Origin of the sequence: Pseudoalteromonas marina (assembly GCF_000238335.3) — a bacterium.
Classification (GTDB): Bacteria; Pseudomonadota; Gammaproteobacteria; order Enterobacterales; family Alteromonadaceae; genus Pseudoalteromonas; species Pseudoalteromonas marina.
In genome coordinates this window covers 1-18963 of record NZ_AHCB03000007.1, presented here as the reverse complement: position 1 = coordinate 18963, position 18963 = coordinate 1, and the positions used below count along the sequence as shown (strand labels likewise).

Below are 18963 nucleotides of genomic sequence, written 5' to 3'. Positions count from 1 at the left end.
TTTATGAATTTACACAGCGCACAAGAAATTATAGATGACATTAAAGCCGGTAAAATGGTTATTTTAATGGACGATGAAGACAGAGAAAATGAAGGTGATCTAATCATTGCTGCGGAACATATTAGCGCAGAAGCAATTAACTTTATGGCTACTCATGGCCGTGGTTTAATTTGTTTAACGATGACACAAGAGCGTTGTGAGCAACTAGACTTGCCTTTAATGGTTAAAAATAATGGCGCTGCGTTTTCAACTAACTTTACTATGTCGATAGAAGCATCAAAAGGCGTAACCACAGGTATATCAGCAGCAGATAGAGCACGCACGGTACAAGCAGCTATCGCTAAAGGTGCTGTTCCTAGCGATATTGTACAGCCGGGTCATATTTTTCCGATTATGGCACAGCCAGGTGGTGTATTAACACGTGCAGGTCATACAGAAGCCGGTTGTGATTTAGCGCGTTTAGCAGGGCTTGAAGCGTCTTCTGTTATTGTTGAAATTTTAAATGCTGATGGCACCATGGCACGCCGCCCTGATTTAGAAGTTTTTGCTAAAGAGCACGACATTAAAATTGGCACAATTGCTGATTTAATTGAATACCGCAATTTAAACGAAACCACAATCGAAAAAGTGGCTAAGTGTAAACTGCCAACAGAGCATGGTGAATTTGACTTAGTCACTTACAAAGACACGATTGACGGTCAGTTACACTACGTACTACTCAAGGGTGAAATTAAAGCGCAAGAACCAACCTTGGTGCGTGTGCATTTACAAAGTACATTTAACGATATTTTACTTTCGGATAGAAGCGCAGACAGAAGCTGGGGCTTATCGGATGCAATGGCATACATAGCTAAAAATGACGGTGTGCTAGTCATTTTAGGTAAACAAGAAAGTACTGAAGAGCTTGAAGCAACAGTTAAAGCATTTGCTGCTGCGGATGCTGGTGAAAATGTTACACCGCGTAAATTTCAAGGTACTTCTCGTACTGTTGGTGTAGGCTCACAAATTCTTGCAGATTTAGGAATTGAGCAAATGCGATTAATGAGTCGCCCTAAAAAATACCATGCACTTTCGGGCTTTCATTTAGAAGTTATTGATTACATTGAGCCACAATAGGCAAACGCTTAAACTAGGCTATTTTATTATTATTATGGTATGATGCGCAGCAATTTTTGCGCAATCGCAACCGCTTGAACTTATTTTTAGGGTTATCAAATGAAAATTATTGAAGGTAATAAGTACGCACCGGGCAAAAAATTTGCCATTGTCATTTCTCGTTTTAATGACTTTATTGGTAGCAGCCTACTTGAAGGTGCTGTTGATGAGCTAAAACGTACCGGTGGTGTATCTGATGACGACATTACTGTGATTTATGTACCGGGTGCAGTTGAATTACCTTTAGCGGCAAAACGCGTTGCAGCAAAAAAAGAGTATGATGCAATCATCGCTTTAGGCGTAGTGATCAGAGGTGGAACACCACACTTTGACCTAGTTGCTGGCGAGTCAAACAAAGGTCTTGCGCAAGTATCACTTGAGTATGATATACCGGTTGCATTTGGCGTATTAACCACTGAAAGCATTGAACAAGCTATTGAGCGCGCAGGTACCAAAATGGGTAACAAAGGCGGCGAAGCTGCTTTGGGTGCGCTTGAAATGGTTAATGTGTTAGATAAAATTTAAGTTTAAGGAATTTTTGTGAAACCAGCAGCAAGACGTAAAGCACGTATCTTAGCACTTCAAGCCGTTTATTCTTGGCAATTAAGCGGTAATGCAATTGCCGACATCGAGCAACAAATGTTGATCGAAAACGATGTTACTAAAATTGATGTTGAATACTTTAAAGATTTAGCCTCAGGTGTAGCTGTAAATTACAAGCTACTTGATGAATCAGTATCACCTCATTTAACGCGTCCATTTGATGACTTAGATATGGTTGAGCGAGCAATTTTACGTTTAAGCAGCTACGAACTTAAGTTCCGTGAAGATGTACCTTACAAAGTTGCTATCAACGAAGGTATTGAGCTTGCCAAAATATTTGGCGCAGAAGATAGTCATAAATTTGTAAACGGTGTACTTGATAAAGCTGTAAAGCATTTACGCAAGTAATAGTATTTTTCTCTGACTTTGCTTTCAGAGATTTACTTTATATAACCGTTAAAAGGAGAGCCGGCATAGGTCGGCTTTTTTGTGTATGAAGGAATTTGAATTAATTAACCGCTACTTTAAAGGTCGTGGTATCTCTCGTCGTGATGTTAACCTAGGTATAGGGGATGATTGCGCGCTTGTCACTGTTCCACAAAACTGCCAACTTGCAGTCACAACCGATACTTTGGTTGAAGGCGTGCACTTTTTTGAAGATATTTCTCCTCGCGCATTGGGGCATAGAGCGCTTGCTGTTAATTTAAGTGATTTAGCTGCAATGGGTGCTGAACCTACGTGGGTATCTGTTGCACTAACGTTACCGACAATAGATTCTCAGTGGATTGCAGAATTTACTGAAGGCATGCATGAAATTGCAGAATACTTCAATGTACAAATTATTGGTGGCGATACCACTCAGGGGCCACTTACCATTACTATTTGTGCAAAAGGTACCGTGCCGGAAGGTAAGGCACTACGCAGAAGTGGTGCAAAGGTAGGTGATTGGATTTATGTTACGGGTCCTTTAGGGGACGCGGGTCTTGCTATTGAAGCACGTAAGCAAGGTATTAATATAGATCCAACGCATTTAGAATACTTAAACAATCGATTTGACTACCCAACACCGCGCGTTGCTGCGGGTCAAGTCATCCGTGGGCTTGCAACGTCAGCTATTGACGTATCAGATGGATTACTTGCCGATTTAACACATATTCTTGAAATGTCGCAAGTAAATGCAGAGATTAATGTTGAGAGTATTCCTACATCAGAGGCAATGAAAGCAAGCTTAGATTTTAATAAGCAATTACCGTTTATTCTTAGCTACGGCGATGACTATGAATTAATTTTTACTGTTCCAGATAACAATAAAGGTATGCTTGATTTAAAGCTAAGCCAATATGGTGTGGATATTACCTGTATTGGGCAGATAAAAAGCGGTAACGGTAAGATTGAGCTTTTACAAAATGGTGAAATGTTTAACTTTGAGCAACAGGGCTTTGAGCATTTTACAAAGGAGCAGGTTTGAATAAAAACCGATTATTTAACTTAAAACGCCCACACCAGTTTTTTGGTTTAGGGTTTGGTACTGGCCTTGCACCAAAAGCGCCGGGTACATTTGGCACATTTGCAGCATTGCCATTTATATTTATAACAATGCATTATCCAATCTGGTTACAAATAGTATTTGCAGTTGTGATAAGTGTATTTGGTATTTGGGCATGCGGTAAAACAGCTGATGATCTGGGTGTGCATGACCATCCTGCTATTGTGTGGGATGAAGTCGCTGGCTACTACATCACCATGATAGGTGCAGCATTAAATTGGCAAACTTTATTAGTTGGCTTTTTACTTTTTCGCTTTTTTGATATTGCAAAACCAGGCCCGATTCGTATGTTAGACAAACGCGTACATGGTGGCTTTGGGATTATGGCGGATGACGTGTTAGCGGGTATTTTTTCATTGATTTGTTTGCAAGCATTAATAAAAGCAGGTTTACTACCCTTTTAGTGTTTATATTTGATTAGTTTAACTAGGTGGCAGCGTATGATGCGATTTTTACTGGTGTGTGTACTGATGTTGTGCGCAATGCCAAGTGGGGCTTCAATTACTGACTATGTTGTTAAACAATGGAATATTAAAGACGGGTTACCGTCACAATCATTAAAAAGCGTAGTGCAAGATCAGCAAGGCTACATTTGGCTAGGCACACAGTTTGGTTTGAGCCGCTTTGATGGCACTACGTTTACAAACTACAATACCCAAAATAGCGCTTTTTTACCAAGCAATGGCATTAATAAGCTTTTAATCGATTCGAATGGATTACTTTGGGTTGGTACTAGAAGTGGTTTAGTGGTTATTAATCCAGCGACCTTTGCAGCGCAGGCATTTAACATTAAAGGCCCTGTAAGGGATATTCTTGAAGACTCCAAAGGGGGCACTTGGATAGCCGCAAACGGGTTATATTACGTTGGTCGTGGTCAAGTTAACTTACGCGGTCAATCTAAAGCCATTTTACCAACGGCTAATGCAACCGTTATAACTCAAATAGTGGGTTCAGTGAGCCAAATGGCGCTTTCGCCAGAAGGTATTTGGCTTGTAAACGATCGTCACTTGTTACGCTTAACTAAAAACTCCTCCGATTTTGCCAAACTACGTTTAGAGCTTACTGCTAAAATATCGTTACCCGAGCGTTTAGCTCAAACGATCGTTCATGATCTTGCATTTTTAAATGGGAATTTATATTTAGCTTCAGAGCTAGGCGCTTACTTTTTAGATTTAGACGACGAGTTAAGGCCCTTTCCATTACCCAACGCGAATAACTCTGCTGTGTATAAATTTATGAGTGATAGCGATGGTGGTTTATGGATTTCCACTTATGGGCGCTTGTTATTCAGAGATAAATCCAGCCAATGGCAATGGGTTGAACCGAGCCAGCTAGATCAAAGTATTTGGTTTGCTGATATTTTTAGAGATGATAAAAATAATATTTGGTTAGCAAGCTTCAGTGAAGGGTTGTGGCTTGCTCACGAAGGGCGAGTAGAAAGGCACGCTGCTGTTTCACAAATGACTGAAGCGGTTATGGCGCTGAGCCAAGCTCCAGATGGTAAATTATGGGTCGCTAATAAAAGTGGTGTTGGTTATTTTGACTTGAATAAAAGTTATATTAACTTAATTCCAAGTAGTCAGTATGGACGTGCCTCAGTACACGATTTACAGTTTGATGGAGAGCGCGTATACATCGCCACTGGGCGAGGGTTGTTCGTATACGAAGACGATAAACTCTTTAGTGTGCCTGGGCGTGCACTGCGTGATAATCCCGTTTTTGCTATAAGTCGCTCTAGTAAAGGCGGGTTTTGGATTGGCACAGGCCGTGGGCTCTACAGGCTCAACTTTGCAGGTTTAACTCCCTTTGCTTATAACGCCTTTTTAGGCAGCAAATTTATAACTTATGTACTAGACAAAGGAAACTTTGGTGTCATAGGTACCAGTAAAGGTGCGTATTACTTTACTGATCGCGGTATCGAAAAGGTCGGGGATCAAACTTCACTTGAAAGTGCTTATATTACAAGTGTTTTGCATATTGATGGCGTGGGTATTTTAATAGGCTCGCTTAATGATGGATTATTTTACCGAAGCACGCAGGGCCAATGGCGACAGCTTGATGCCGCAAATGGGTTACCGTATGGCTCTATATTTAGCTTAGAGTACGACGAAAAATTAAATAACGTGTGGGTTAGCACCATGAAAGGTGTTTACAGAATGCCAGCGGAGCAGTTCAAAACAAACATAGAAAGTTTAAAAGTAGAAGAGGTGATTTCGTCATTCGATCGCCAGCTTGATGGCAAAGCTAACCAGTGTTGTAGTGGTTTAGGCCATGATGCAGTTGTCAATATGGGAAGCTCAATGTGGTATCCGAGCCTACAAGGTGTTGTTGAGATACCTAAAAATGTAGAGCTATTTGGGGTGCTGTCGTTAAAACCAACTATTGAAACAATTACAACTCCTGAGCGTAATTTAACAACAGCTGCGCTAGGTAAAAAGCCGACTTTAGAAACTGACGAGCGAGACATAACACTAACCTATACGGCGATAGACTATTATGCGCCAAACAGTATTGAGTTTAGGTATCAGTTAAGTGGTTTGGACAATGATTGGCGTTATGCAAACACGCGCCGCGAGGCTATTTATACCAACTTACCAGCTGGGGCATTTTTATTTCAGTTAGAGGCAAAACGCCAAGGTGAAGATTGGTCAAAGGCGCAATACGTAGAATATGGGTTTATTGTGCCAGAGCGGTTTGATGAAACAATTTACTTTAGGTTACTGATCACCAGTGGCTTTATTTTACTTCTTTACTTAGTATTTTGGGTGCTTAAAGCGCAAGAACGCAGAAAACAAGAAGTGCTTGAAGGTTTAATTACAGAGCGTACGTTAGAGCTTCGACAAGCGAATGATAAGCTTGGGCAAGTTAACTCACAACTTAAACTTGTAAGCCACTCCGATGAGCTTACAGGCTTGCGTAGCCGTCGTTTCTTGTTTGATCAATTACCAAAAGATATTGAGCATTTTCAACGTAATTCACAGTCATTACAGGCCCAAGGGAAATCACTTGTACTGGTTATTATTAATTTAGATAACTTTAGCCGTATAAATGATGCCTTTGGTCCAATTGCTGGTGACAGCTGTTTGCAGCAAATGGCTGCGCTATTAAACTCGCGTACGCAGGGCTCTGACTATGTAGCGCGCTGGAGTGGCGATGAGTTTTTATTACTTTTACGTGATTTTAAGTGCAATAAAATAGACAGTTACTCTTCAGAGCTTTGTAAAGCGATTGCAGAGTACTCTTTCCAATTACCTAACGGAAATATGACAAATATAACAGCCTCAATTGGTTGGTCTTTCTACCCATTACCGTTACTTGGTGGGCAAGTAATTAGTTGGGAAACCTCTATTAATTTAGCTGATATTTCGCTTCATCAAGTTAAAAAACGCGGTGGAGACGGTGTAGCGCATATTACTTTCGACGAGCAGCTAGATGCATTTGAGTTTGAACAAAACTCTAATGTAGAGCAGCAACTGGGTATGCTACAGAGAAATGGTTTGGCCGATATAAAAGTGTGGATGCGATAATACCTGACCAAAGTGATTGGTCAGGTATGGTGAGGTTAACGCTATTGATTAAGCCAAGCTGGTAATATTGCGACTGACTCAGGTGCCGTAAATGCAGTGCTTGCATCGGCGCTAATATCACCGCCGGCAATACTTAAAATATTGTTAAAACGCATAACTACATTATTTGATTTTTCAGCTACGTATAAATCTGTTCCGGTATACATAATATCGACAGGATTACCCAGTAGGGTATTTGGACCGCTAATTGTGGTGCTGATATTTACCAACCCCGATGCCATTGCCACGTTATTTAATACATATATTTTTCCATCATCAGCAACAGCGGCGCTACCGACATCAGAGAGAATTAACGAGCCACTTAGCGAATCGTAGTCTATGCCATGTATATTAGTTGGCGCTTCTACTGCGGTTCCAGCATTTGCAGGTGTTATAAGTCTGTCTTCAACAGCAATATTTGCATTTCCGGCCATAAGCTTGCTTTTGACTTCGTCGAATACAGCAACGGTGCCATTTGTGAGTGCGACAAATGCACGGTCAGTGTTTGCATCGTAATCAACATCCCAAGGACGCGCACCGTTAGCAAAAGTAAGGGTCATTAATGGGCTTGCATCTCCTGTGGTACACGTTGAAAATATTGAGATACTTGGTGTATCTGCATTATTTTCTGCAACCAAAATCATACCGCTATCAGAAGCTACATCAAGACCTTTAGGGGAAATAAGGCCTGTATTTGCTCCAGTAATAATACTGTCTTGGTTTGTATTATACGTTTGTCCATCTCTGTTTATTGCCACCTTATTTGAAATAGCAATACCGCCAGTAGAAGTTGTACTGTTATCGAACGTTGTATAGCTATTACCTGCTTTATCAAAAGTTACACTCTCGATAGTTTGACCCGCATTATAGTTGCCAATTTCTGTGCTAAGTTGAGAGCTTAATCGACTAATTTGCCCCGTTGTTTCACCTGTAGTACCCGGATTACTGCTAACAGCAACCCCAAGTAGCGCCATATTAGCGGCATCACTATCTGAAATGTCAGCCATTACATTTTGCATACCCACTTTAGTAATTGACTCAGGTTTAATAGTTGAAGTGACTAAGTCAGGAGTAATATCGCCGCTTTCACCTGAAAAAATATTGCTGAATACAAGAACAGCATCATTTGATTTTTCGGCTACACGCAAGTCACTCCCTTCAAGGCTAATATCAACCGGGTTACCAAGCATTGTTGCTGGGCCGGCAATACTGCGTGCAACGCTTACTAAGCCGTCTGCGGTTGATGCGTTATTGATTACAAATAACGAACCATCGGTTGCATCTGATGCACTGCCTACATCAGATAAAATAAGTTTATTAGTATTTGAGTCATAAACAATACCATGAATATTTACAGATATTTGCAAACCATCATTATTGCTAGGGGTGATTGTACGACTTGGCATAGCGGCAAATTCACCACCAACAAAATTATCGTAAACGGCTACATCACCATTTGTAAGTGCTACATAAAGACGGTCATTTGTTTCATCATAATCAACATCCCACGGTGCAGCTTCTGTGATGGTTGTGCCTAAAGGGGCTGCGTTACCCGCTGCTGTAGCGCCAAAAGTAGTTATTTGCATCGCGCCAAAATCAGCAATAAAAATAAGGCCACTTTTTTTTGCTACGGCAATTCCTTTAGGGTTTACGAGCGTAGTGTTAGCACCTGTTATTTCACGATCAGTATTTGCAGCATAGCTGCTGCCATCAGCACGGTTAGCAAGCTGACAGATAGTTTTAATACTGCCACTTTCGCTGTCGCTTGCTTGTAATAAATTACCTAAGCTATCAAAAGCAACGCCTTCGTTAGCTGTTGTGTTAAAAGTTTTTAATTTAGAAGCACTTTGGTCAATTAAATCAATGGTACCCGTGTTGGTTTCTCCATTGTTTGCCAAAATAAATGTGGCTGATGCAAAGCCTGGGTTGCCATTTGTTCCATCAGTACCATTTTGTCCGTCGGTGCCTGCAATACCATCTACGCCGTTTTTACCATCGTCTGAGCTACAACCTGTAATGCCGATTAATACTGCAAGTGTTAACGCTGAAAAACTAAGCGTATGTTTCAATGTGTTTTTTTGTGCTGTATGAGTTGTTAAATTAGCGTTATTCATCATTTTTACCTTCTAAATATTCCATTAAATTTAGGTAAATAAAGGGCTTGCTTATAAAGCACAGACTAAGCAGCACTGATTATTTACATGTTAACCTCACAGCAATAACGGCTTAAAAGTTAAATTGGATGCAAAAAATAATGATAAAAACGAAAAAGGAGCCAACAGGCTCCTTTTTATAAACAGTTAAAATAATTAACTAAGCAGTAAATGACCTTATTGAACTTAAAATACCTTGCTCGCCTAAGCCCATTTCATCGTGCATTTCGTCTTGCGTGCCGTGCTTAATAAACTCATCAGGAATACCTAAGTTAAGTATTTTAACATTGGCCTGCTGGCTGGCTAAGTATTCGTTAACCGCAGAGCCTGCACCACCGGCAATGGCATTATCTTCAAGTGTAACAATTACATCATGATTTTTAATAATGTCGTTTAACAGTGAAGTATCAAGTGGCTTTATAAAGCGCATGTTAACAAGCGTTGCATTAAGTTCATTTGCAGCAAGTTGTGCGTTTTCAAGCAATGTACCAAATGACAAAATGGCAATCTTTGAACCTTCTTTTATTGTATTTGCTTTACCAATTTCGAAAAGTTGCATATCGCTCTGAATATCTGCCGTACCAGCGCTTCCGCGAGGGTAACGAACAGCAACCGGGCAATTAGCTTTGTAACCTGTGTACAACATTTGGCGGCATTCATTAGTATCGCTAGGTGCCATAATAACCATATTAGGAATACAACGCATAAAGCTGAGATCGTATGCGCCTTGATGTGTTTCGCCATCGGCACCAACAATACCTGCTCGGTCAATGGCAAATAATACAGGGAGGTTTTGTAATGCAACATCGTGAATGAGCTGATCGTATGCGCGCTGTAAAAAGCTTGAATAGATAGCAACAACAGGCTTTAAGCCTTCACATGCAAAACCTGCGGCTAGAGTTACAGCATGTTGTTCAGCAATTGCGACGTCAAAATACTTATCAGCATGTTCTTTTGAAAAGCGCACCATGCCCGAGCCTTCACGCATGGCAGGAGTGATAGCCATTAACTTATCATCTTGCTGCGCCATGTCGCATAGCCAGTCGCCAAATACTTTTGAAAAAGTAGGGGCGCCTGGTTTTGATTTAGGCAAGCTAGATGTGTTTGGATCAAACTTAGGGACGCCGTGGTAACCAATAGGGTCGGCTTCAGCTGGCTTGTAACCCTTACCTTTTTGCGTTTTTATATGAAGAAGTTGTGGGCCTTTTAAATTACGCATATTACGTAATGTATCAACCAGCATGTTTACATCGTGCCCATCAATTGGGCCAATATAATTTAAGCCAAGTTCTTCAAAAAACGTACCAGGGATAACCATGCCTTTAAGGTGCTCTTCCACTCTACTGGCAAGCTCTTTAACAGGCGGTACGCCAGACAGTAACTTTTTACTTCCTTCGCGAATGTTGGTGTAAAAACTACCAGATAGAATACGCGCAAAGTGGTTGGTTAATGCGCCAACGTTTTCTGAAATCGACATTTCGTTATCATTTAGAATAATAAGCATGTCTGATTTTACATCGCCTAAATGATTCATCGCCTCAAATGCCATACCCGCAGTAATAGCGCCATCACCAATAACTGCAACCGTTTTACGCCCTGCACCTTCTTTTTGCGCTGCAATTGACATGCCCAAAGCTGCAGAAATTGAGGTGCTAGAATGGCCAACACTGAATGTGTCGTAGTCGCTTTCATCTCTAAATGGGAATGGGTGCAGACCATCCTTTTGGCGAATAGTATGCATTTGGTCGCGGCGACCCGTTAAGATTTTATGCGGGTAGGCTTGATGCCCAACATCCCACACTACACGATCTTCTGGTGTGTTATATACATAATGAAGTGCAACTGTAAGCTCAACTGTGCCTAAACCAGACGCTAAATGACCGCTACTTTGCGATACAGAGTTAAGTAAATACTCACGTAGCTCATTGCTAAACTCGGGAAGTTTATCTTGCGCTAAGTCTCGTAATTGAGCTGGTTTGTCAACCAAGTTAAGTAATGGATACTTGCTACTATCAAGTGTCATGGCTTTTTTATATCCTTCGATCACATTCGCTTTCAAATGGGAGTGAACAACGAATGTTAAGTAATAATGTCAGTGCTATTTGCAATACGCTTAAACTGTGACTAGTGGTCACGTTCAATAAGGTAATTTGCCAGCGACGCAAGAAGCGTAGTATCTGCATCAATAAGTGCTAACGCTTCGTGGGCTTGTGTTATTAAATTTTGCGCCTTTTCTTTAGCGCCTAGCATACCTAATAACGCCGGGTATGTCGCTTTATTCGCTTCTATATCTGAGCCTTGTGGTTTACCTAGTATAAAGGTGTCACCTTCCACGTCTAAAATATCGTCGTGTACTTGAAATGCCAGCCCTATAGCATACCCAAAAACGCTCAAGTTTTCTAAAGTTTGTTCATCTGCTTTTTCACTGCACAGTGCACCTAGTGTTATAGCACAGTTAATTAGTGCACCGGTTTTTAACTTATGGATGCGCTCAAGCTCTTGTACAGAAACAGCTTTGTCAGTTGCGGCAATGTCTAAACCTTGTCCTGCCACCATCCCTTCAATACCTGATGCATGTGCAAGTGCAGCAATCATTTTTACTTGTGATTGCGCTGAGCAATTAAAGTTATGTGTGGCTATAAGTTCAAAGGCGAGAGTTTGTAATGCATCACCCGCTAAAATGGCTTGCGCTTCGCCATACACAATATGGCAAGTGGGGTAGCCGCGGCGTAAATCGTCATCATCCATAGCTGGTAGGTCGTCATGTACTAATGAATAACTATGAATGCATTCTATGGCTGCAGCCAAAACGTCTAAGTCACTTTTTTTAGCGCCTAGCATTTCACCAACAGCGTACACCAAAAAAGGGCGCAGCCTTTTTCCACCATTAAATAAGCTGTAATGAGTGGCTTCTTTTATTGTTTTATCGCTATCGAGCGGTTGTTCAAAGTAGCTATTGAGTGTAGTAGCTACATCTATTTGAGCACGTTCAATATAGTCTTTTATGCTCACAACTATTCCATATCATTATTAAAGTTTGTAAGTGCTGACTTTTCGCTATTGCCCATTAAAATAGAAACTTTTTGTTCTGCTTGCTGTAGTTTTTCAGATGACGCACCAGCGAGTGCAATACCACGCTCGAACTGCTTTAATGATTGTTCAAGCGATAAATCACCTTGTTCCATTTCACTAACAATTGTTGATAATTCTTCTAGTGCTTTTTCGAAACTTAAGTTTTCAGGTTTTTTAGTCGCCATCTTTATTTCAGCTTACATGATAAATTTAGGAGCCAATTTTAGGGGGAATGCTAAACTAGGTCAAAGGATGATATGAGTTTTTTACATTTAGCACGATTAATCGCGTGTTAATCAGTGTTATTAGTCAGGAAAACTCGATAATTAGGCAGTGCGCCTAACTTGATATAAAATAATAAATATAACTTTTATGTTTATTTACAAAAATGACTTAAGCAATTCAGTATGTTGCCGATAAGCAGTTAATAATAAAAAGTTTATGATAAGGCATTTAAACATGAAATCTCTGGAGGAAATGTGGATTTAGCAACCATAATAGGGATCCTAGGCGCAATAGGCTTAATTGTCATGTCTATGTTTATGAGTAGTAGCGGTGAAATGGGCATGTTTGCCGATGCGCCTTCAAGTGTAATTGTATTTGGTGGCTCGCTGTTTATTGTTTTATCAAACTTCACTATGTCTCAGTTTTTAGGGATAGGTAAGGTGGTTGGTAAGGCATTCATGTTTAAAATTGAGTCGCCAGAAGAGTTAATAGAAAAAGCAGTAGAGCTTGCGGATTCTGCCCGTAAAGGTGGCTTTTTAGCACTCGAAGAAGCTGAAATCCCAAACCCATTTATGCGTAAAGGCGTTGACATGCTTGTTGACGGTCATGACGCAGATGTTGTGCGCGCTACACTTCAAAAAGATATTTCCCTAACCACCACCCGTCATGAACTAGGTGCTGGCTTATTTAAAGCACTTGCCGACATAGCTCCCGCAATGGGAATGATTGGTACATTGATAGGCCTCGTTGCCATGTTATCAAACATGGACGACCCCAAAGCTATCGGACCTGCAATGGCCGTGGCACTATTGACCACTCTGTATGGTGCATTTTTGGCGAATGTAGTAGCAATTCCTATTCAGGTAAAACTTGAGCTGCGTAAAGACGAAGAAGCGATGAATCAGCGTTTGATTCTCGATGCTATTTTAGGAATTCAAGATGGTCAAAACCCCAAAGTTATTGAAGGTATTTTGAAAAACTACTTGGCTGAGTCTAAGCGTAAAGTTGATACCGAGGAGTAACCATGTCTGATGAAGAGTGCAAATGCCCACCCCCCGGTTTGCCTGCTTGGATGGGTACATTTGCTGATTTAATGTCGCTATTGATGTGCTTTTTTGTACTCTTATTGGCATTCTCAGAAATGGATGTACTTAAATTTAAACAAATTGCAGGTTCTATGAAGTTTGCTTTTGGTGTGCAAAATAAAATTGAAGTTAAAGATATCCCAAAAGGGACATCGGTTATCGCTATGGAATTTACTCCAGGTAAGCCAGAGCCTACACCCATTGAAACTATTCAACAGCAAACCGTTGAAATGACCCAGCAAATGCTAGAGTTTCAGGCTGGTGATGAAAGTTCAGCGGGCGGCAGGCAAGAACAGCGAGGCGATAAACGTGGCGGTGAATCTAGAAGTACCTCACAAGAGCAGTCATCAGAACAAGCAATATCCGCTGCAGATCAAGAGCAAACAAATGAGCTGGTTAAAAAAATAGCGCAGCAGTTAGAAAGGCAAATAATAGATGGTGCAATAGAACTTGAATCATTAGGTCAGCAAATTATTATTCGTATTAGAGAAAATGGCTCGTTTCCTTCGGGCAGTGCTTTTTTACAACCTAAGTTTAAACCGATTATTCAAGACATTGGCGAACTTTTAAAAGACGTACCAGGTGAAATTACAGTATCAGGGCATACAGATGATTTTCAGGTATCAAATGAGTTATACGTAAATAACTGGGATTTGTCGTCTAAGCGTGCAGTGGCTGTTGCTAGCGAATTGCAAACAGTTCAAGGGTTTGATAAAACACGAATGATGGTTGTAGGGCGAGCTGAAACTCGGCCGCTTGTGCCTAACGAGACAAATGAAGACCGACGCCGGAATCGCCGAGTTGAAATATCTATATTACAAGGTAAGGCAAAAGAGTCTGACCCTATTGATGTGAGATAATTCTCAAATTATAAAGCTGGGCTTAATTAGTAGCCCAGCTTTGAGTTTTACAAATTATAACCACTATCTATTTATTGAACCTGACAATAAATCAAAAACTCTCCCTCTTTAAAATAGTTATGCTAAACTACTGTTCATATAACCAGTTGTAGGCCAGCGCATGAAACTCTACATCGCAGAAAAACCATCACTTGGACGTGCAATTGCAGATGCGCTCCCAAAACCACATAAAAAATACGACGGTTACATTGAAGTCGCCAATGGTGATTGTGTTTCGTGGTGTATTGGCCATTTGTTAGAACAAGCTGAACCTGATGATTACGATGAACGCTATAAAAAATGGCAATTAGAACATCTCCCTATAGTACCTGAGCAATGGCGGTTAAAGGCTAAACCTAAAACTCGTAAGCAATTAACTATTTTAAAAAAGCTAATCAAACAGGCATCAACGTTAGTTCATGCTGGCGATCCCGACCGTGAAGGGCAGTTACTTGTAGATGAGGTGATAGAACAAGCCAAAATAAGCAAAGCTAAAAAGCAAGGTATTCAGCGTCTACTTATAAGCGATTTAAACTTAGCTGCAGTTAAAAAAGCGCTTAGTAGTATGCACTCTAATCGGGAATTTATTCCACTAAGTGTATCAGCACTTGCACGTTCACGAGCTGATTGGCTTTTTGGTATGAACCTCACTCGGGCTTATACTTTAGCGGGACAAAAAGCAGGGTTTGGTAATGTACTCTCAGTTGGGCGCGTACAAACGCCAATTTTGGGCTTAGTGGTAAATCGTGACACAGAAATAGCTAATTTTATATCAAAACCATTTTATGAGGTGCTAGCTAGTTTAGTTACTCCTGAGAAGCAGGTATTTAAAGCAAAGTGGGTACCGAGTAAAGCTTGCGAACCTTATCAAGATGAAGAGGGGCGAGTGCTAAATAAAGCATTGGCCGAAAACGTGGCTTCGCGTATCACTAATCAAACAGGAGAGGTGACATCGCTTGAACAAAAACAAAAAAAGCAAAGTGCACCTCTACCTTATAATCTATCAGCACTGCAAATAGATGCAGCAAAGGCATTTGGTATGGCTGCCCAACAGGTGCTTGATATTTGCCAAACACTTTATGAACGCCATAAATTAATTACTTATCCTCGCTCAGATAATCGATATTTGCCTAAGGAACATCATTTAGATGCACCTTCAATTTTAAAAGCAGTTGCAACTAATGACGGTCAAAAAGTGGAGTTAGTAAATGGTGCAAATACTAAGCAGCGCAGTAAGTGCTTTAATGACTCAAAAGTAGCTGCGCATCACGCTATAGTACCTACGGCAAAGCAATTAAAGTCAGCTAGTTTAGCCAAGGATGAAGCAAAAGTGTATCGGCTTATTTGTAGGCACTATTTGATCCAGTTTTACCCAGACTATATTTATAACGAAACTAAAGCAGAGGTGACAATTGTTGGTGGGTTATTTAAAGCCAACGCTAAACAAGAAGTCAGTTTGGGGTTTAAGGTATTAATGGGTAAATCAGAATTAAAAGAAGAGGCTACTTTACCTTACCTTGAAAAAGGGATGGACCTGGTATGTACACAAGGTGATGTAGTAGAAAAGCTTACTTCACCTCCCGCTCATTTTACTGATGCAACTTTACTAGGTGCTATGACGGGGATTAGCCGTTATGTAAAAGATCCACATATCAAAAAAATATTAAAAGATACTGATGGTTTAGGTACAGAGGCTACTCGTGCAGGCATTATAGAGTTGTTATTTAAACGGCGCTTTTTAAAGCGTGAAGGCAAAACAATCAAAGCCACCGAAACAGGCCTTGCATTAATTAGTGTTTTGCCTGAAGGTTTAGCAAGTCCTGACTTAACAGCAAAGTGGGAGGCGAGTTTAGGCAGTATTGCTCAACAAGCAATGAGCTACCAACAATTTTTACAACCGCTGCTGGTGGAGCTTGAAGGCTTTGTAATGCAAGCAGCTAATTGCGATAGCCATGTATTTTCAAAACTGCCCCAAACACCGCCTAAAAATCGTTTTGCCAAGCGCAGTAAAAAAGCACCATTTAAAAAATCTAGTTATAAAAAGAGCTCAACAACAGTTTAATGGCTGAGCTCTTAAGCGGGATTTATTTTGTATTAAATAATGCAACTGCCGCATTACTCATGGCTTTTATACCAGTAGGTAAAGCTACTTTGTAATCTGGTGCAAATTTACTTGAGTGCAATGAAGGAAGTGTTTCGTTATTTTTCATCGCTTTTGCATATTGTTGTTGGTTAACTCCGCCTAACCAAAATAATGTAATTGGGATATTTTCGTCGGTACGGCCATAAAGACCAAAGTCTTCACCTGCCATTACGGCTTGGGTTTCAAGTACGTTTGTGTCGCCTATCGCATTTTTAATAGCACTTCGCACTATATTAGTCTGCGAAGGATTATTATAAGTAGATGGAATTGATTCATCCTCATGGACTATAACAGCAGGGTAATCGCTTTCATCTAGCCCTGCGCTTTGCGCAATACCTGCGGTTATGCGTTTTATTGCAGCAATTTGTGCATTGCGTACATCTGGGTTGTAACTACGCAGTGTAAGTTGCAGTTTCACTTCATCAGAAATAACATTATGTTTAGAGCCGCCATGTATAGAACCGACTGTTATAACAGATGGTTCTAAAGGTGAAAGTTCGCGACTTGTAATCGTTTGTAAAGCAAGTACTGTGCGCGCAGCAATAACTACCGGGTCAATAGTGGTATGAGGGTACGCGCCATGGCCGCCTTTACCTTTTATATTAATATCAACAGAATCCACACTTGCCATGGTATATTCATTTTTCATAGTTACTTTACCCGCAGGTACACTGGCACTAACATGCAATGCAATAACATGGTCGGGCTTTGCGTATTTACTAAATAAACCCTCATTTAGCATCGCTTTAGCTCCACCTCCAACCTCTTCTGCAGGTTGTGCAACCATCATTAATGTCCCTTTCCATTTATTTTTATGAGTAATGAGTTGCTCAGCAGTGCCTATAAATGAGCTCATATGAATATCATGGCCACAGCCATGCATAACACCAACTTTTGCACCATGCTCGTCAACAACTTTTACAGTTGAAGCGTAGGGTTTACCTGTTTGCTCGGTAATAGGTAAGCCGTCCGTATCTGTGCGTATCATAACTGTTGGGCCATTGCCATTTTTAAAAATACCAACAACACCATACCCACCTACATTATCTGTAACCTCGAATCCAAGCATATTAAGCTTGCTAGCTATTTTTTTACCTGTCTTTTTTTCGCTGTATGAAAGTTCTGGCGATTGATGTAAATCGAGGTAAAACTTTTCAATACTAGGCATTGTTTTGTTTAGGTCTAGGTCAAGTCCTTTGGCTTGCAAAAGCGGAGCTGCAAATAAAAATGCAGCGCTAAGATAAGATAGTTTCATGATTTGCCTCATTAATTGGTAATGTATGCCGAGTGATTTAGTTATACGACTTGTATTTATTATGTTAATCACCATATAAAACCCTAAATAGATAAGTATGGCAATCAATTCAATGAGTAATATAGTAAGTATTAATGCACAAAACCTTCAGCAGGTCCTTGGGGAAACATCACAACAAAAATTAGTATTACTTAACTTTTTCTCACCTCAAAGTCCTGATTGTATTGGGCAGGCTGCAATTTTAGATAAAATAGCAGCTGAATATACAAGCCATATAGTAATAGCAAATTTAGATTGTGATGCAGAGCAAGCACTAGCTTCACAATTAGCACAACAGGTTGGCTTACAAACGCTGCCTACGCTTGTGCTATTAAAAGACTCTGCCCCTGTCGATTTGCTTGCAGGTACTCAAACTGAGGCACAAATACGGGAAGCTCTATCTAAGCACTTACCTGCTCAACAGGATTTGCTATTAGAACAAGCTAAGCAGGCTCTACTTAAGTCAGACCTCAATGCAGCGTTTAATTATGCAAAGCAAGCATACGAAATAGATAATACTAATGTACGTATTAAATTAGTGCTTGCTGATATTTGTATTCAAATTCACAAATTAGATGAAGCTCAGGCATTGATAGAAACGATTGATTCGCAAGATCAAGATGCGTACTTCAATAACATCAAAGCAAAATGCGAAGCTGCTTTAGATGCAAAAGATTCTCCAGAGATACAACAAAAGCAACAGCAAGTAGATAAGTATCCGAACGATTTAGAACTTAAAGAAGAGCTCAGTGCTTTATTAAACGAAGCAGGAAGAAAAGAAGAGGCTTTAGAAGTGCTATTCAAAGTACTACAAAAGGACCTTAACTATAACGAAGCTAAACCAAGCTTTTTAGCTATAATAGCTTCTCTACCAGATGGCGATGCGCTCGCAGCTAAATACCGTAGAAAGCTATACAGTATTTTATATTAAAAGCTGATTATAGGTCGGCTAAATAAAAGCACCTTTATTAAAGGTGCTTTTTTATTGATGACTCTTAGATGTTAAAGCAGAGAAAATCAGCTTAAAAAGTAAAGTTATACACAGGGTTTTGTGAGTAACTTGTGTTTAGGGTGTGCGCTTGCTTGGGGTGTAATTTAAATCACTTTTTTAGTTAAAAAAGGCTTGCGTTAAATTCGCGGCTCCCTATAATGCGACCCCACTGAGACGGCAGAGCAGGCAACGCTTAGCGAGGCAAGCAAACCACTTAGTGAGTCGAGTAAAACTTAAGTTTAGATTTTTATAAAATTTAAACTTAAGTTTAGATTTTTATAAAATTTAAAC

15 protein-coding genes are annotated in these 18963 nt (G+C 40.3%); 10 read left to right on the top strand and 5 right to left on the bottom strand.

Translation table 11 applies throughout. The features are described from left to right. The first annotated feature begins 3 nt into the window (after positions 1-3). The 6 genes from ribBA to PMAN_RS11245 all read left to right on the top strand — a co-directional run bounded on the left by ribBA (position 4) and on the right by PMAN_RS11245 (position 6771). Complete coding sequence (gene ribBA / locus PMAN_RS11270) at positions 4-1116, top strand: bifunctional 3,4-dihydroxy-2-butanone-4-phosphate synthase/GTP cyclohydrolase II (protein WP_006794269.1); 1113 nt, start codon at positions 4-6, stop codon at positions 1114-1116. Positions 1117-1215: 99 nt separating this feature from the next. Then, on the top strand, positions 1216-1680 hold the full coding sequence (ribH, locus tag PMAN_RS11265) for a 6,7-dimethyl-8-ribityllumazine synthase (protein WP_006794268.1): 465 nt from the start codon (positions 1216-1218) through the stop codon (positions 1678-1680). A 15-nt stretch (positions 1681-1695) separates the two neighbouring features. Further along, a complete protein-coding gene (nusB, locus tag PMAN_RS11260; RefSeq protein ID WP_006794267.1) occupies positions 1696-2106 on the top strand; it encodes a transcription antitermination factor NusB in 411 nt (136 codons plus the stop codon). An 85-nt stretch (positions 2107-2191) separates the two neighbouring features. Continuing rightward, a complete protein-coding gene (gene thiL / locus PMAN_RS11255; protein ID WP_006794266.1) occupies positions 2192-3166 on the top strand; it encodes a thiamine-phosphate kinase in 975 nt (324 codons plus the stop codon). Next, positions 3163-3648 (top strand): phosphatidylglycerophosphatase A family protein, encoded by a 486-nt coding sequence (locus PMAN_RS11250; protein ID WP_006794265.1) that lies wholly within the window; start codon positions 3163-3165, stop codon positions 3646-3648. Before thiL ends, PMAN_RS11250 begins: the two co-directional genes overlap by 4 nt. 36 nt (positions 3649-3684) lie before the next feature. Continuing rightward, complete coding sequence (locus tag PMAN_RS11245; protein ID WP_010557797.1) at positions 3685-6771, top strand: ligand-binding sensor domain-containing diguanylate cyclase; 3087 nt, start codon at positions 3685-3687, stop codon at positions 6769-6771. 41 nt (positions 6772-6812) lie between these two features. On the opposite strand, the gene PMAN_RS11240 is transcribed toward PMAN_RS11245, so the two are convergent. The 4 genes from PMAN_RS11240 to PMAN_RS11225 all read right to left on the bottom strand — a co-directional run bounded on the left by PMAN_RS11240 (position 6813) and on the right by PMAN_RS11225 (position 12220). Continuing rightward, complete coding sequence (locus PMAN_RS11240; protein ID WP_010557796.1) at positions 6813-8924, bottom strand: NHL repeat-containing protein; 2112 nt, start codon at positions 8922-8924, stop codon at positions 6813-6815. A 199-nt stretch (positions 8925-9123) separates the two neighbouring features. After that, complete coding sequence (gene dxs, locus PMAN_RS11235; RefSeq protein WP_010557795.1) at positions 9124-10986, bottom strand: 1-deoxy-D-xylulose-5-phosphate synthase; 1863 nt, start codon at positions 10984-10986, stop codon at positions 9124-9126. A gap of 101 nt (positions 10987-11087) precedes the next feature. Then, positions 11088-11975, bottom strand: a complete 888-nt coding sequence (ispA, locus tag PMAN_RS11230; RefSeq protein WP_010557794.1) for a (2E,6E)-farnesyl diphosphate synthase — start codon at positions 11973-11975, stop codon at positions 11088-11090. Between the two features lie 2 nt (positions 11976-11977). Continuing rightward, positions 11978-12220, bottom strand: coding sequence for an exodeoxyribonuclease VII small subunit (locus PMAN_RS11225; RefSeq protein WP_006794260.1), 243 nt, complete (start codon positions 12218-12220; stop codon positions 11978-11980). A 294-nt stretch (positions 12221-12514) separates the two neighbouring features. Here PMAN_RS11225 and pomA point away from each other — a divergent pair, with 294 nt between their 5' ends. The 3 genes from pomA (at position 12515) to PMAN_RS11210 (ending at position 16306) form a co-directional block, all read left to right on the top strand. Further along, the gene (gene pomA, locus PMAN_RS11220; protein ID WP_008132143.1) at positions 12515-13282 is read left to right on the top strand and encodes a flagellar motor protein PomA; all 768 of its coding nucleotides are present in this window, start codon (positions 12515-12517) and stop codon (positions 13280-13282) included. 2 nt (positions 13283-13284) lie between these two features. Next, positions 13285-14205: a flagellar motor protein MotB gene (locus PMAN_RS11215; RefSeq protein WP_006794258.1), complete on the top strand. Its 921-nt coding sequence runs from the start codon at positions 13285-13287 to the stop codon at positions 14203-14205. Positions 14206-14365: 160 nt separating this feature from the next. Further along, positions 14366-16306: a DNA topoisomerase III gene (locus tag PMAN_RS11210; RefSeq protein ID WP_010557793.1), complete on the top strand. Its 1941-nt coding sequence runs from the start codon at positions 14366-14368 to the stop codon at positions 16304-16306. Between the two features lie 22 nt (positions 16307-16328). Here the strand turns inward: PMAN_RS11210 and PMAN_RS11205 are convergent, their stop codons facing one another. Continuing rightward, complete coding sequence (locus PMAN_RS11205) at positions 16329-17642, bottom strand: M20 metallopeptidase family protein (RefSeq protein WP_021032465.1); 1314 nt, start codon at positions 17640-17642, stop codon at positions 16329-16331. A 112-nt stretch (positions 17643-17754) separates the two neighbouring features. Here PMAN_RS11205 and PMAN_RS11200 point away from each other — a divergent pair, with 112 nt between their 5' ends. Next, positions 17755-18612 (top strand): tetratricopeptide repeat protein, encoded by an 858-nt coding sequence (locus PMAN_RS11200; RefSeq protein ID WP_010557792.1) that lies wholly within the window; start codon positions 17755-17757, stop codon positions 18610-18612. Positions 18613-18963 lie beyond the last annotated feature (351 nt).